We start from the raw sequence: 13,288 nt of genomic DNA, 5'->3' as shown, positions 1-13,288 counted from the left end.
GCGGTCATGCCCCGAGGATCAAGCCCCAAGCGGGAGCGCCAGTACGAGCACATCAAGGAGAGCGCGCTCGACCGCGGCGAGAGCGAGAAGCGGGCCGAGGAGATCGCGGCCCGTACGGTGAACAAGGAACGCGCCCGGCACGGCGAGTCCGAGACCGCCAGCCGGACGTCGATCCAGGACGTCTCCTCCGGCCACCGCGGCGGGAAGCGTTCGCACAGCGGCGCCCAGGGACCGACCTTCGACCAGCTGTACAACGAGGCGAAACACCGCAACATCAAGGGCCGTTCGAAGATGAACAAGCGCGAACTGGCCCACGCCCTCGGCCGCTGACCGGTCCACCGGAACGACGGTTCCTCGGCGGAACGACGGTTCGCTCGCTCCTACGCTTCGCTCACCCGGGGTCCCGCGACGTCGGCTCCGACGGGCTCGGACCTCGGTGGTTCACCCGGGCGAGCGGGGACGGTACCTCCAGCCAGACCGTCTTCCCACCGTCCTCGGGCTGCGAGCCCCAGGCCCTGGCCAGCCGGAGCACCACCCTCAGGCCGTACCCGCCGGGGCGGCCGCGGCCGAGGTCCGGGCGCAGCTGCGGACGCTCCGACCCGTCGTCCGCGACCTCCACCCGGAGCCGGTCCCCGTTCCAGCGCAGCCGCAGCTCACGCGGGCCGCCGGGGGCGTACAGACAGGCGTTGGTGACCAGCTCGGAGATCATCAACAGGACGTCCTCCACCGCCAGCCGCCGCTTCTCGTCGACGGCCGGCAGCCAGCGCCAGGACTCCAGCACCCGCCGGCTGAAGGCGCGGCTGCGCTGCACGGCGCCGCCACCGGCGGTGTCCGCGCCCTCCGCGCGGAAGTCGTACCGCCTGGTCACCTCGGTGTCCGGTGTTCCGACGGGCCCCGCCAGCGGTGTGCGTCCGATGCGCTCCATGCCTCCCCCTCACCCCGGATCCGGCGCGGTGGGCCCGCTCGGCGGCGTCGGACCGGGCGTCTTCAGTGCGGAGCCGAGGTCCGGGTGGATCCTCAGCACACTGTCGGCGCCGGTGATCACGAACAGCCGCTCCACAGAGCGCTGGGGGCCCACGAGTTCCAGGCGCAGCCCGGAGGCCTCGGCCCGCCGCCGGGCCGCGAGCAGGATGTTCAGCCCGGTCGAATCGCAGAACCGCAGCTCACCGAGGTCGACCAGGATGAGCTCGATGCCGTCGGCCACCGGGCGGTCGAGCGCGCCCCGCAGCCCGTCCCCGGTGTCGTGGTCGATCTCACCGGCCACGGTGACGATCCGCACCCGGCCCTCATCGACGACCGCGACGGCGAGGTCCGGTCTCCCGGCCGCCAACGGCACGGCGGACGCGCCCTCCGGCGGGAGCGCCGGGGGTTGGGTCCCCGGTGCGGTCGGCCAGGCCGCCTGGTCATCGTCCATACCGCGCGGGTGCCCCGGGGGCCCGCTCCTACACACGCCGGGCGGCCTCCCGGTCCGGGACGGTCACGGGCGCTCCCTGGCAGCACGGTGGCGGGAGAAGGCCCGTCACATGACGTTTCAACACCCCCCGCCCGGCAAGACGCCCGCCATGCGGATCCACCTGCCTCCGGGCCCCCGTGCCGCGGCTCACCGCCCCGGGCCCGGATCTCACGACGTCCGGGGCGCGGCCGTCGCCCCTCCCTCCCCGGGGCGGTGAGCACCGTGCCCGGCGCCGCCCCACCGCCCGACCCAGCACCCGACCCGTCACCCACCCTGCCCACGGTCGGAGTGGAGGAGGAGTTCCTGCTGGTCGACCGGCGCACCCGGCTGCCCGCCGAACGGGCGCCCCAGGTCATCGCCGACGCCGCCGCCGAGCTCGGCGAGCAGGTGCAGGCCGAGTTCTTCCGCGTCCAGGTCGAGGTGTGCACCCGGCCGGCCACCCGGCTCGCCGACCTGGAGGCCGACCTCGCCCGCCTGCGCGCGGCGGTCGCCGCCGCGGCCGCCGGGGCGGACTGCCTGCTGGTCGCCTCGGGCACCGCGGTGCTGAGCGACCGGCGGCCGGGCCGGATCACCGACGATCCGCGCTACCGCGCGATGGCGGCCCGCTACCGGGGCGTGGTCGACGGGTACGGGGGCGCGCTCTGCGGCTGCCACGTCCACCTGGGCACGGTGAGCCGCGGCCAGGCACTGGCGCTGGCCAACCACCTGCGCCCCTGGCTGCCGGTCGTCCAGGCGCTCACGGTCAACTCCCCCTTCACGGAGGGCCGGGACAGCGGCTTCGCGAGCTGGCGCACCGTCCGGTGGGCGCGCTGGCCGACCGTCGGACCGGCCCCGGTGCTGGACGAGGAGCAGTACGACGCGCTGGTGGCCGGCCTGGTGCGGTCCGGCGTGCTGCTCGACCGGCGGATGGTCTACTGGTACGCCCGCCCGTCCGAGCACGTCCCCACGCTGGAGGTGCGGGTCGCCGACGTCAACGCCGACCTGCGGACCGTCCTGCTGCTCGCGGCGCTGCTGCGCGGGCTCGCCGCCGTCCTGCTGGCGGAGATCGACGACGGCCGGCCGGCCCCCGTCCACCCGGCCGGACTGGTCCGCGCCGCCCACTGGCAGGCCGCCCGCGGCGGACTGTCCGGGGACGGGATCGACCCGCTCACCGGGCGGTACGCCCCGATGACCGAGCTGGCCGACCGCCTCCTCGAACGGGCCGCCCCCGGCCTGGCCGCCGCCGGTGACCTGGCCACCGTGGAATCGGCCCTCGCCCGGATCCGCCGGCACGGCACCGGCGCCGACCGCCAGCGGCGCTCCCTGCGCCGCCACGGCCGGCTGACCGCCGTGGTCGACGAGCTCGCGGCACTCACCCTCGCGGTGCCCTGAGGAGGGTCGCGGCCGTGCACCCGGCAGAAGCGCTGCGGCGGATCGCCTTCCTCCTGGAGTGGAACGGCGCCTCGCCCTACCGGGTCCGGGCCTTCCACGCCGCCGCCGACGCGGTCGACGACCTGCCGCCCGGCCCGGTGGACGCCGCCCGGGCCCGGCGGCTGCCGGGCGTGGGGCCGGTGACCTCCGAGGTGATCGCGCAGGCCTCCACCGGAGCGACCCCGCCCTACCTGGCCCGGCTGGAGGCGGAGGCGGGGCCCGACGCGACGGCCGGGTGGCAGCTGCTCGCCGCCGTCCGGGGCGACTGCCACCTGCACTCCGACTGGTCCGACGGCGGCCACCCGATCGACACGATGGCCCGGGCCGCCCGCGACCTGGGGCACCGCTGGGCCGTGCTCACCGACCACTCGCCCCGGCTGACGATCGCCCACGGCCTCAGCCCCGACCGGCTGCGCCGGCAACTCGACGCGGTCGCGGCCTGGAACGCCGGACCGCCCGACGGGCCGGACGGTGGCTTCCGGCTGCTCACCGGGATCGAGTGCGACATCCTGGAGGACGGATCCCTGGACCAGGAACCGGAGTTGCTCGCCCGGCTCGACGTCGTGGTGGCCTCCGTGCACTCGAAGCTGCGCGCCGACCCCGAGCCGATGACCGCCCGGATGCTCACCGCGGTCCGTGACCCGCGCACCAACGTCCTCGGCCACTGCACCGGCCGGATCGTCACCGGTCGCGGCCGCCCGCCCTCCCGCTTCGACGCCGAGGCGGTCTTCGCGGCCTGCGCCGAAGCCGGCACCGCGGTGGAGATCAACTGCCGCCCCGAGCGCCGCGATCCACCCGACCCGCTGCTGCGCCTCGCCGCCGAGGCCGGGTGCCTCTTCGCCGTCGACACCGACGCCCACGCCCCCGAGCAGCTCCACTGGTTCCGCTCCGGCTACGCCCGCGCCGCCCGCCTCGGCCTCACTCCCGACCGCCTCGTCACCACCTGGCCCCGCGACCGCCTCCTCGCCTGGACCCGTCCGAACCGGTCGGCCGGCACGTGAGGCCGCACCGCGAGCGGCGGCGCGGGCGGTACGCACGGCGGCGCGTTTGGCCGCTGCACCGGCGGACAGACGCCCGGCATCCGACCGTCCCCGAGCGAGGAGGTCGCCCTCCGATGGACGCCAACGGCACCCTGACCGGACGCACCGCCCTGGTGACCGGTTCCTCCCGCGGGCTCGGCCTGCTGATCGCGGGCGAACTCGCGGACCGCGGCTGCCGGGTGATGCTCACCGCCCGGGACGAGCTCGGTCTGGAACGGGTCGCCCGCGAGCTGCGCGGCCGTCCCGGCGAGGTCGCCGCGACCGCCTGCGACCTGGTGGACCCCGAGGCACCGGCCTTGCTGCTCGCGGCGGTCCGGGACCGCTTCGGCGCCGACGTCGACCTCCTGGTCAACAACGCCGGTCTCATCCAGGTGGGCCCGGTCACGGCGATGCAGGAACAGGACTTCCGGCGGGCGCACGAGCTGATGACGATGGCGCCGCTGCGGCTGGTCCAGGCGGTGCTGCCCTCGATGCGGGCCCGCGGCGCGGGCTCGATCGTCATGATCAGCTCGGTCGGCGGCCGGATCCCGGCGCCCCACCTGCTGCCCTACGTGGCGGCCAAGTTCGCGCTCACCGGTCTCTCCGAGGGGCTCGGCGCGGAGCTGGCGCCGTACGGGATCCGGGTGACGACGGTGCTGCCCGGGCTGATGCGCACCGGGTCGCAGACCGCCGCCGAGTTCGCGGGGCAGGCCGGGCGCGAGTACGCCTGGTTCGCCACCGCCGCGTCCTTGCCACTGGTGTCGATGGACGCCGGGCGGGCTGCCCGGCGGATCGTCCGGGCCGTCGAGTCCGGACGGCGGGAGCTGGTGCTGACCCCGCTCGCCAAGGCCGCCGTCCTCGCCCACGGGATCGCGCCGGCCACCACCGGCCGGCTGCTGGGGCTGCAGGCGCGTCTGCTGCCCTCGGCCGGGGCGGTGCCGGAACACGGCGTGCCCGGTGTGCGGGCCGCGGCCCGGCACCCGCGCGGCGGCCCGGTCCACCGGCTGACCGCCCTGGGGCGCCGGGCGAGCCGGGCCCACCACGAGCCCACGGCGTCCTGAGCGGGCGCCCGGCACCGAAGTCCCGAAGGGAGACCCCCGTGAAAGCCGTCACCTGGCACGGACGCCGGGACGTCCGCGTCGACTCCGTCCCCGACCCGGTGATCCGGGAGCCCACCGACATCCTGGTCGAGGTCACCACCACCGGACTGTGCGGATCCGACCTGCACCTCTACGAGGTCCTGGGCGCCTTCCTCGACGAGGGCGACATCCTCGGCCACGAGGCGATGGGCGTGGTCCGCGAGACGGGCAGCGCCGTCCACGCGGTGTCCGTCGGGGAACGCGTGGTGGTGCCGTTCAACATCTCCTGCGGCGTCTGCTACATGTGCGTGAACGGTCTGCAGTCCCAGTGCGAGACCACCCAGGTGCACGCCTACGGGACCGGCGCGGCCCTGTTCGGCTACACCAAGCTCTACGGCCAAGTACCCGGCGGGCAGGCCGAGTTGCTTCGGGTTCCGTTCGGCAACACGCTGCCCGTGGTGGTGCCGCCCGGGCCCCCGGACGACCGGTACGTGCTGCTCTCCGACGTCCTGCCCACCGCCTGGCAGGCGGTCGAGTACGCGCAGCTGCCGCCCGGCGGCGCCCTGGCCGTGCTCGGGCTCGGCCCGATCGGCGACATGTGCACCCGCATCGCGCGCCACCGCGGGGCGGGCACCGTCATCGGAGTCGACCTGGTGCCCGAGCGGCTGGAACGCGCCCGGGAGCACGGCGTCGAGGCGCTGGACCTCGCCCGGCTCGGCTCGCGGGTGGTCGACACCGCCCGGGAGCTCACCGGCGGCCGCGGCCCGCACTCCGTGATCGACGCCGTCGGCATGGAGGCCCACGGCTCCCCCGCCGCGACCGCCGCCCAGCGGATGACCTCGCTCCTGCCGGACGCCCTGGCCACCCGGCTGATGACCCGGGTGGGCCTGGACCGCCTGCACGCCCTGCACCTCGCGGTGGACATGGTGCGCCGGGGCGGCACCGTCTCGCTGTCCGGGGTGTACGGCGGGATGACGGACCCCCTGCCGATGCTGACCATGTTCGACAAGCAGTTGCGGCTGCGGATGGGCCAGGCGAACGTCCGGCGCTGGACGGACGACCTGCTGGCCCTGCTCGGCGACGACGACCCCCTCGGGGTGGACGGCTTCGCCACCCACCACCTGCCGCTGACCGAGGCCCCCGCCGCGTACGAGATGTTCCAGCGCAAGCAGGACGGCGTGGTCAAGGTCCTCTTCCAGCCCTGACCCCGGAGGCCGGACGCCGTCCGGCGAACTGGGGCGTGCACCCGGCGCGGTGCGCGAAGGGCGGGGGTCCGCCGGGCCGGCGGACCCCCACCCGGTGGGTGCCCCGCTCAGACCAGCAGGTCGAAGAGCTCGAAGGCCTCGTCCCACTGGTCCGTGGAGGGGCGGCGGGTGTCGCGGGCGATGGTTTTGAGGGCGCGGGCGAGGGCGACGCTGAGGCCGCCGGCCAGGACGGGCAGCCGCTGCCGGGTGTCCTCGGCGGCCTCCATGCCGAGGGCTGGGCGGGCGGCGAGCTGGTCGAGCAGCGGGCGGAGTTCGATGCCCTCCTCCAGCTTCTTGAAGGCGTGGATGCTCTCCTGCAGGCCTTTGGTGACGGGGAGGTCCTGCGGCTCGATGACGTCCCGGCCGTTGGCCTTGGCATTGGCCGTGCCGATGAGGAAGAGGTCGTAGAGCTTGGCGTCCACGAACTCGTTGTAGCGCTTGAGGTCGTTCTTGTGGACATCGAGGCCGGCGGCCGTGCGGAAGAAGCGCTCGAACTTGGGAATACCCATGGCGGGCATGGCATGTGTCCTTTCTCGCGTCGATGGATGAGCCGAGGTCATCGGGTGGCGGGTGGTCTCACCTCCTCGAGGTGCTCGTGGGCCAGGCGGACGGCCATGGCGCCCTCGCCCACCGCGGAGGCCACCCGCTTGACCGAGCCGCTGCGGACGTCCCCGACGGCGAAGACCCCCGGCAGTCCGGTTTCCAGGGCGAGTGGGGCGCGGCCCAGGGATTTCCACAGGTCCGCTGTCCCAGGGGCCACGTCCTGCCCGGTCGGTATGAAGCCGCGCGGGTCCAGAGTGACGGCGCCGGCGAGCCAGGAGGTGGCAGGGCGCGCACCGATGAAGACGAAGAGGGCACGGGCCTCCAGCACCTGCTGCTCGCGGGTGCGGTTGTCCCGGACGACGACGGCTCCGACCCGGTCCTCGCCGGTGACCTCTTGGACCTCGGTGTGCAACCGGACGTGGATCCGTGGGTGCTGCTCGATCCGGTCGATCAGATAGCGGGACATGTGGTGGCCCAGGTCATCGCCGCGGACCAGCAGGTGCACGGCGGGCGACTCGCGCGCCAGGAACAGGGCCGCTTGGCCGGCGGAGTTGCCACCGCCGACGACGGCCACCGGGTCAAGACGGCAGGTCCGTGCCTCCCAGAGGGTGGCGGCGTAGTGGACCCCCAGTCCCTCGAACCGCTCGACGCCTCGGGCGGGCAGCCGTCGGTAGCGAGCGCCGGTGGCCACCACCACGTTGCTGGCGGCGACCGTGCTGCCGTCGGCGAGCCGCACCACGTTGGCACCGTCGCGCTGTTCGAGGCCGGCGGCCTCGGCGGGGACGGTGATCCGGGCGCCGAACCGGGTGGCCTGCACGACGGCCCGTTCGGCGAGTTCCATGCCGGAGATCCCCGCGGGGAAACCGAGGTAGTTCTCGATCCGGGAGGACGTACCGGCCTGCCCGCCGGTCGCCACCGCGTCCAGGACGACGGTGGAGAGCCCCTCGGAGGCGCCGTACACGGCTGCGGCCAGGCCTCCCGGCCCCGCGCCGACCACCATCAGGTCGCAGACGGCCCTCGCCACGGTCTCGGTCCGCAGCCCGATCACCCGGGCGAGTTCGGCGTTGGAGGGATTGCGCAGCACCCGGTGCTCGTGCCAGACGACGATCGGAGTGTCCTCCGGAGCGACCCCGAGACGCGTCAGCAGCGCCTCGGCCTCGGTGTCCTTCTCCAGGTCGGCCCAGCGGTGCGGGAGGCGGTTGCGGGCGGCGAAGTCCAGCAGCCGGCGCGTGTCGGGGGAGAACGCGGAGCCGATGATACGCAGGCCCGCGCCCGCGCCCGCCAGCATCGTGCGGCGCAGCAGGTAGGCCCGCAGGATCACGTCGCCGAGCGCGGGTTCTCGGCTGAGCAGGTCGCGCAGGGCGGCCAGACCCACCGCGAGCACCTCGCCGGGCGTGCTCACCACCGCGCTGAGGAGGGCGGTCTGGCCCTCCAGCACGCCGAGTTCGCCGAGGAAGCTGTGCGCCTCGTGCAGGTGGACGACCTGCTGCTGTTCGCCGTGGCCTTCGACCACGGCCACCCTGCCGCTGAGGACCACGAAGAACTCCTCGCAGGGATCGCCCGCCCGGAAGAGCCGGTCCCCCTCGCGGACCGGCCGTACCTGTCCGCAGGGTCTCAGGATCGCGATCTGGTCGTCCGGCAGCAGCGGATAGGCGCCGTAGACGTCAGCTGTGGGCGTGAGCGTCGGCACGGTCCACTCCTTTCGGTGGAAACGGAGGCGACGACAGATGTGGTGGGGGCGGCGGCGGAAGCGGCGACGCCGGTCCGGACGCCGGGCTCAGACCATCGCCTCGTGCACGAAACACCACAGCCAGTCCTCGCCGGGTTCGAACGACCGGACGATCGGGTGCCCGTCGGTCGCCGCGTGAGCGCGGGCGTGCCGCATCGGCGAGGAGTCGCAGCAGCCGACCTTGCCGCAGGTCAGGCAGAGACGCAGGTGCAGCCACGGAGTCCCCGTGCGCAGGCAGTCCTCGCAACCCCGTGGTGTTCTGGGCGCCACGGGCCGGACCATGGACAGGTGCGGGTCGGTAAGGCTGGTCATCATGGTCTCCCGGAGGTGGAGTCGGCCGGTCCGCGGGGCGTCGAGAGTGACTCGTCCACCCACCGGCGCAGCGCGTGGGCGGGCGCGGCTCCGGTCTGGCGGGCGACGGGCCTGCCGTGGTCGAGGATCAGCAGGGTGGGTACGGCTTGGACCTCGAACCGCCGCGCCAGGGCCGGCGACGTGTCGATGTCGACCTTCACGAGCTTGATCCGGCCGGCCAGGTCCTCGGCGACCTGTTCGAGGGCCGGGCTCACCATGCGGCAGGGACCGCACCAGGCGGCCCAGAGGTCGACGAGCACGGGCAGGCTCGCCCGCTCGGCGACCTCCCCGAAGTCGGCGTCGCCCGCTTCGGCGATCCACGGCAGCGGGGCCCGGCAGTTTCCGCAGCGCGGGCTGCCCTCCGCCGCGGCGGGTACGCGGTTGGTCCGGCCGCAGTTGGCGCAGACGACCGTCGGCAGCGGGGCCCCGGCCCCGTCCGTTCTGCCGTCACGGCCCCTGCGGGCGGCGCGGCCTTCCGGAGAAGCGGTCATCACGGCTCCTGCAGCTCGTCCTGGAGGGTGACGGTCAGTTCCGCCGCCCTGGCGTCGACCAGGATGGTCACGCCTTCGCGTGCCTCGCCGCTGAGCAACGCGCGGCCGATCCTGGTCTCGACCTCGTGCGCGATGAAGCGGCGCAGCGGCCGGGCGCCGTAGACCGGGTCGTAGCCCTCGGCCGCGATCAGCCGGCGGGCGTCCTCGGTGAGTACCAGGTCGATCCGCTGCTCGGCGAGGCGGTGGCGCAGGTCCTCCAGCAGCAGGTCCACGATGCGCTCGATCTGCGCGATGCCGAGCGGGCGGAAGAGCACGATGTCGTCCACCCGGTTGAGGAACTCGGGCCGGAAGTGACCGTTGAGTTCGCCCATCACCAGCTCCCGCACCTCGGGCTTGATCTCGCCGGCCTGGGTGGCGTCGTCGAGCAGGTACTGGGAGCCCAGGTTCGAGGTCATGATGATGACGGTGTTGCGGAAGTCGACGGTACGGCCCTGCGCGTCGGTGATCCTGCCGTCGTCCAGCACCTGGAGCAGCGTGTTGAAGACGTCGGCGTGCGCCTTCTCGATCTCGTCGAACAGGACGACGGAGTACGGCTTGCGGCGCACCGCCTCGGTCAGCTGACCGCCTTCCTCGTAGCCCACGTACCCGGGGGGCGCGCCGACCAGTCGGCTGACGGTGTGCCGCTCCTGGTACTCGCTCATGTCGAGGCGGATCATGTTGCTCTCGCTGTCGAACAACGCGGCGGCCAGCGTCTTGGCCAGCTCGGTCTTCCCGACGCCGGTCGGGCCGAGGAAGATGAACGAACCGATCGGCCGGCGCGGGTCGCGCACCCCGGAGCGGGCCCGGATCACCGCGTCGGCGACGAGCTGGACGGCCTCGTCCTGGCCCACGACCCGCTCGCGCAGGATCCCGTCCAACGTGAGCAGCTTCTGCCGCTCGCCCTCCTGGAGCCGGCTGACGGGGATGCCGGTCCACGCGGAGACGATCTCGGCGATCTCCTCGGCGGTCACCACCTCACGCAGCATCCGGCTCTCGCCCTGCTTGTTGGCGAGCTGTTCCTCCTCGGCGGCCAGTCGGCGCTCCAGTTCGCTGACGGTTCCGTAGCGCAGTTGGGCGGCCCGGTTGAGATCGTAGGCTCGTTCGGCCTCCTCGGCCTCCTGCCGGGCGCGTTCCAGTTTCTGGCGCAGTTCCTGGACCTTGCGGATGGCCTGGCGCTCGGCCTCCCACTGGGCGTGCTTGGCGTCCACCTCGCCCCGCAGGTCGGCCAGTTCGCGCCGCAGGTCCTCCAGGCGGGCGCGGCTGGCCGGGTCGGTTTCGAGGTCCAGCGCGGCCTCCTCGATCTCCAGCCGGGTGGCCCGGCGGGTGAGTTCGTCGAGTTCGGCGGGCATGGAGTCGATCTCGGTCCGCAGGCGCGCGCAGGCCTCGTCGACCAGGTCGATGGCCTTGTCCGGGAGGAAGCGGTCACTGATGTAGCGGTGGCTGAGGGTGGCGGCGGCGACCAGCGCGCCGTCCTGGATCTTGACGCCGTGGAAGATCTCCAGTCGTTCCCGGATGCCGCGCAGGATGGAGATCGCGTCCTCGACGCTCGGCTCGTCCACCTGGACGGTCTGGAAGCGGCGTTCCAGGGCCGCGTCGGACTCGATGTGCTTGCGGTACTCGTCCAGCGTGGTGGCGCCGATCATGTGCAGCTCGCCGCGCGCCAGCATCGGCTTGAGCATGTTGCCCGCGTCCATCGCGCCCTCGGCGGCGCCGGCCCCGACGACGGTGTGCAGCTCGTCCACGAACAGCAGGATCCGGCCCTCGGCTCCCTTGACCTCGGACAGCACGGCCTTGAGGCGTTCCTCGAACTCGCCGCGGTACTTCGCCCCGGCCACCAGCGAGCCCATGTCGAGCGAGAACACCGTCTTGTCCCGCAGCCCTTCCGGCACGTCGCCGCGCACGATCCGCTGGGCCAGGCCCTCCACGATGGCGGTCTTGCCGACGCCCGGTTCGCCGATCAGCACCGGGTTGTTCTTGGTCTTGCGGCTGAGGATCTGGATCACCCGCCGGATCTCCGCGTCGCGCCCGATCACCGGGTCGAGGCGACCGCCGCGGGCCTCGACGACGAGGTCGCGGCCGTACTTCTCGAGGGCCTCGTACGCTTCCTCGGGAGTGGCGGAGGTGACCCGTTGGTTCCCGCGCACCGTGGTGAGGGCGGCGAGGAAGGAGTCCTTGTCGACGCCCTGTTCACCGAGGCGCCGGCCGGCTGCGGTGGTCGCGCCCTCGTCCACCAGGGCCAGCACCAGGTGCTCGGTGGAGACGTACTCGTCCTTGAGCCGCCTGGCCTCCTGCTCCGCGGTGTCGAGCAGTCGGGCCAGCCGCTGGGTCACCGTCACCCGGCCGGGGGCGGCGCCCGGACCGGTCGTGCGCGGACGCTTGGCGAGATCGGCCTCGACGGCGGCCCGCAGGGCTGCCGGGTCTGCGCCGGCACCGGCCAGCAGACGGGTGGTCAGGCCGTCCTGCTGATCGAGCAGGGCCAGCAGCAGGTGCTCCCCGTCGACCTCGGTCTGGCCCATCCGGACCGCGACGCTCTGGGCTTCCTGCAGCGCTTCCTGGGACTTCTGGGTGAGGCGGGTTATGTCCATGGTGGGGGCTCCTTGGCGGCTCGTTCGCTGCGCCGCAGTGCGATTTCCAGGCGTTCGATGCGGTCGAGCAGGTCCAGGACGACGCCGATGGCCGCGTAGTTGAGTCCCAGACCGATCCGCAGCCGCTGCACCCGGGCGATGGCCGACGGCGCGCTCGGCCGGAACCACAACCGGCCCCGGGCGTCACGCTCGGCGTCCACCAGCCCGAGGGCGACGAAGCGGCCGACGAGTTCGGGCGGCAGTCCGCTCCTGGCGGCCACCTCGGCCATGGGGAGCTGATAGGGGCTGCCGCGGTAGACCCTCACCAGGGGATAGGCGGCCCCGATGCCGGGCTGTCCTTCGGCGGGAGGACGCTGTTCGGCTCTCATGTCCGCTTCCTCGGGTCGAAGGAGGAGACGGCGGCCAGTTCCTCGAACAGCTCGCGCTCGCGCGGGCTGGGCGAGGGCGGCACCATCACCTGGATTTCGGCGTAGAGGTGACCGGGGGAACCCTTGGGGTCGGGCATCCCCTCGTTGCGCAGCCGCAGCCTGCGGCCGGTGGAGGTACCGGGCGGCACGTGCACCTTGACCGTCCCTCCCGGACCGGAGACCGGCACCGTCGCGCCCAGCGCGGCTTCCCAGGCGGTGACCGGCAGTTCGACGTGGATGTCGCGCCCGACGAGCCGGTAGCGGGGATGGGGGGCGATGCGGACGACCAGATAGAGGTCCCCGGCGGAAGCCGGGCCGCGGCCCCGGCCGCCCTCCCCCGCGAGCCGGATGCGCTGGCCGTCGACGACGCCGGCCGGGATGGTGACGTCGTAGCTGCGTCCGCCGCCGGGACCACCGAGGGTGATCTTCCGCCGGCCGCCGCGGTACGCCTCCTCCACACTGAGCGTGAGTTCGGCCTCCTGGTCCGCGCCGGGGATGGGGCTGCCCCGTCCGGCGCCGCCCGCCCCGCCGCCGAACATGCTTCCGAAGAGGTCTTCGAAGTCCACGCCGGAGGCGTTGAAGCCGGTCTCCGTCCAGGTCCGGGTGCCTGCCCGGTCGGCTCCCCGGGTACCTCCGAAGGGACTGCCGCGGTATGCGCCGGCTCCGCCGCCGAAGCCCTGGCCGGCCGCGACACGCTCGTCGTAGTCCTCCGGAACCTGCCGGAAGTCGGGGCCGAAGCGGTCGTAGCGGGACCGGGTGTCGGGGTCGGACAGCACGCTGTACGCCTCGTTGATCTGCTTGAAGCGCTCCTCTGCGGCCGGATCACGGTTGACGTCCGGGTGGTAGCGGCGGGCCAGGGTACGGAACGCCTGCTGGATCTCGGCGGCGTCGGCGGTGCGGGGGACGCCCAGCACCTCGTAGTAGTCGTCTGCCATGGC

14 protein-coding genes are annotated in these 13,288 nt (G+C 73.7%); 5 read left to right on the top strand and 9 right to left on the bottom strand.

Going from position 1 to position 13,288, the window contains the following annotated elements; all coding sequences use genetic code 11:
* Positions 1-6: 6 nt before the first annotated feature.
* Positions 7-330 (top strand): plasmid stabilization protein, encoded by a 324-nt coding sequence (locus ACIRD3_RS05105; RefSeq protein ID WP_402211769.1) that lies wholly within the window; start codon positions 7-9, stop codon positions 328-330.
* A 61-nt stretch (positions 331-391) separates the two neighbouring features.
* On the opposite strand, the gene ACIRD3_RS05100 is transcribed toward ACIRD3_RS05105, so the two are convergent.
* Together ACIRD3_RS05100 and ACIRD3_RS05095 are read right to left on the bottom strand one after the other, a co-directional pair.
* A complete protein-coding gene (locus ACIRD3_RS05100; RefSeq protein WP_402211768.1) occupies positions 392-925 on the bottom strand; it encodes an ATP-binding protein in 534 nt (177 codons plus the stop codon).
* A 9-nt stretch (positions 926-934) separates the two neighbouring features.
* Positions 935-1,414, bottom strand: a complete 480-nt coding sequence (locus tag ACIRD3_RS05095) for an STAS domain-containing protein (protein ID WP_402211765.1) — start codon at positions 1,412-1,414, stop codon at positions 935-937.
* Positions 1,415-1,666: 252 nt separating this feature from the next.
* On the opposite strand from ACIRD3_RS05095, the gene ACIRD3_RS05090 reads away from it, so the two are divergent.
* The 4 genes from ACIRD3_RS05090 to ACIRD3_RS05075 all read left to right on the top strand — a co-directional run bounded on the left by ACIRD3_RS05090 (position 1,667) and on the right by ACIRD3_RS05075 (position 6,166).
* Positions 1,667-2,824: a glutamate--cysteine ligase gene (locus tag ACIRD3_RS05090; protein ID WP_402211762.1), complete on the top strand. Its 1,158-nt coding sequence runs from the start codon at positions 1,667-1,669 to the stop codon at positions 2,822-2,824.
* Positions 2,825-2,838: 14 nt separating this feature from the next.
* On the top strand, positions 2,839-3,864 hold the full coding sequence (locus ACIRD3_RS05085; protein WP_402211760.1) for a PHP domain-containing protein: 1,026 nt from the start codon (positions 2,839-2,841) through the stop codon (positions 3,862-3,864).
* Between the two features lie 113 nt (positions 3,865-3,977).
* A complete protein-coding gene (locus tag ACIRD3_RS05080; RefSeq protein ID WP_402211757.1) occupies positions 3,978-4,943 on the top strand; it encodes an SDR family NAD(P)-dependent oxidoreductase in 966 nt (321 codons plus the stop codon).
* A 38-nt stretch (positions 4,944-4,981) separates the two neighbouring features.
* A complete protein-coding gene (locus ACIRD3_RS05075) occupies positions 4,982-6,166 on the top strand; it encodes an alcohol dehydrogenase catalytic domain-containing protein (RefSeq protein WP_402211754.1) in 1,185 nt (394 codons plus the stop codon).
* A gap of 107 nt (positions 6,167-6,273) precedes the next feature.
* Here ACIRD3_RS05075 and ACIRD3_RS05070 read toward each other — a convergent pair whose 3' ends face one another.
* The 7 genes from ACIRD3_RS05070 to ACIRD3_RS05040 form a co-directional block, all read right to left on the bottom strand.
* A complete protein-coding gene (locus ACIRD3_RS05070) occupies positions 6,274-6,714 on the bottom strand; it encodes a DUF1931 family protein (protein ID WP_402211752.1) in 441 nt (146 codons plus the stop codon).
* A 47-nt stretch (positions 6,715-6,761) separates the two neighbouring features.
* Positions 6,762-8,438, bottom strand: a complete 1,677-nt coding sequence (locus ACIRD3_RS05065; RefSeq protein ID WP_402211749.1) for an FAD-dependent oxidoreductase — start codon at positions 8,436-8,438, stop codon at positions 6,762-6,764.
* A gap of 87 nt (positions 8,439-8,525) precedes the next feature.
* A complete protein-coding gene (locus tag ACIRD3_RS05060; RefSeq protein WP_402211746.1) occupies positions 8,526-8,789 on the bottom strand; it encodes a UBP-type zinc finger domain-containing protein in 264 nt (87 codons plus the stop codon).
* Complete coding sequence (gene trxA, locus ACIRD3_RS05055) at positions 8,789-9,319, bottom strand: thioredoxin (RefSeq protein ID WP_402211743.1); 531 nt, start codon at positions 9,317-9,319, stop codon at positions 8,789-8,791. The genes ACIRD3_RS05060 and trxA overlap by 1 nt, the downstream gene beginning before the upstream one ends.
* Positions 9,319-11,943 (bottom strand): ATP-dependent chaperone ClpB, encoded by a 2,625-nt coding sequence (clpB, locus tag ACIRD3_RS05050; protein ID WP_402211740.1) that lies wholly within the window; start codon positions 11,941-11,943, stop codon positions 9,319-9,321. The genes trxA and clpB overlap by 1 nt, the downstream gene beginning before the upstream one ends.
* On the bottom strand, positions 11,934-12,311 hold the full coding sequence (locus ACIRD3_RS05045) for a chaperone modulator CbpM (RefSeq protein WP_402211738.1): 378 nt from the start codon (positions 12,309-12,311) through the stop codon (positions 11,934-11,936). The genes clpB and ACIRD3_RS05045 overlap by 10 nt, the downstream gene beginning before the upstream one ends.
* Complete coding sequence (locus tag ACIRD3_RS05040) at positions 12,308-13,285, bottom strand: DnaJ C-terminal domain-containing protein (RefSeq protein WP_402211735.1); 978 nt, start codon at positions 13,283-13,285, stop codon at positions 12,308-12,310. The genes ACIRD3_RS05045 and ACIRD3_RS05040 overlap by 4 nt, the downstream gene beginning before the upstream one ends.
* Positions 13,286-13,288: the final 3 nt, after the last annotated feature.

Origin of the sequence: Kitasatospora sp. NPDC093550, from assembly GCF_044764985.1 — a bacterium.
Lineage (GTDB): Bacteria > Actinomycetota > Actinomycetes > Streptomycetales > Streptomycetaceae > Kitasatospora.
Note: the sequence above shows the minus strand (reverse complement) of the source record. Positions and strands in the feature narration are given on the sequence as shown.

What these genes read in the sequence shown, in the direction of transcription:
- ACIRD3_RS05105 (WP_402211769.1), top strand. Translation starts at nt 7, where the DNA reads ATGCCCCGAGGATCAAGCCCCAAGCGGGAGCGCCAGTACGAGCACATC.
- ACIRD3_RS05100 (WP_402211768.1), bottom strand. Translation starts at nt 925, where the DNA reads ATGGAGCGCATCGGACGCACACCGCTGGCGGGGCCCGTCGGAACACCG.
- ACIRD3_RS05095 (WP_402211765.1), bottom strand. Translation starts at nt 1,414, where the DNA reads ATGGACGATGACCAGGCGGCCTGGCCGACCGCACCGGGGACCCAACCC.
- ACIRD3_RS05080 (WP_402211757.1), top strand. Translation starts at nt 3,978, where the DNA reads ATGGACGCCAACGGCACCCTGACCGGACGCACCGCCCTGGTGACCGGT.
- ACIRD3_RS05070 (WP_402211752.1), bottom strand. Translation starts at nt 6,714, where the DNA reads ATGGGTATTCCCAAGTTCGAGCGCTTCTTCCGCACGGCCGCCGGCCTC.
- ACIRD3_RS05060 (WP_402211746.1), bottom strand. Translation starts at nt 8,789, where the DNA reads ATGACCAGCCTTACCGACCCGCACCTGTCCATGGTCCGGCCCGTGGCG.
- trxA (WP_402211743.1), bottom strand. Translation starts at nt 9,319, where the DNA reads ATGACCGCTTCTCCGGAAGGCCGCGCCGCCCGCAGGGGCCGTGACGGC.
- clpB (WP_402211740.1), bottom strand. Translation starts at nt 11,943, where the DNA reads ATGGACATAACCCGCCTCACCCAGAAGTCCCAGGAAGCGCTGCAGGAA.
- ACIRD3_RS05045 (WP_402211738.1), bottom strand. Translation starts at nt 12,311, where the DNA reads ATGAGAGCCGAACAGCGTCCTCCCGCCGAAGGACAGCCCGGCATCGGG.
- ACIRD3_RS05040 (WP_402211735.1), bottom strand. Translation starts at nt 13,285, where the DNA reads ATGGCAGACGACTACTACGAGGTGCTGGGCGTCCCCCGCACCGCCGAC.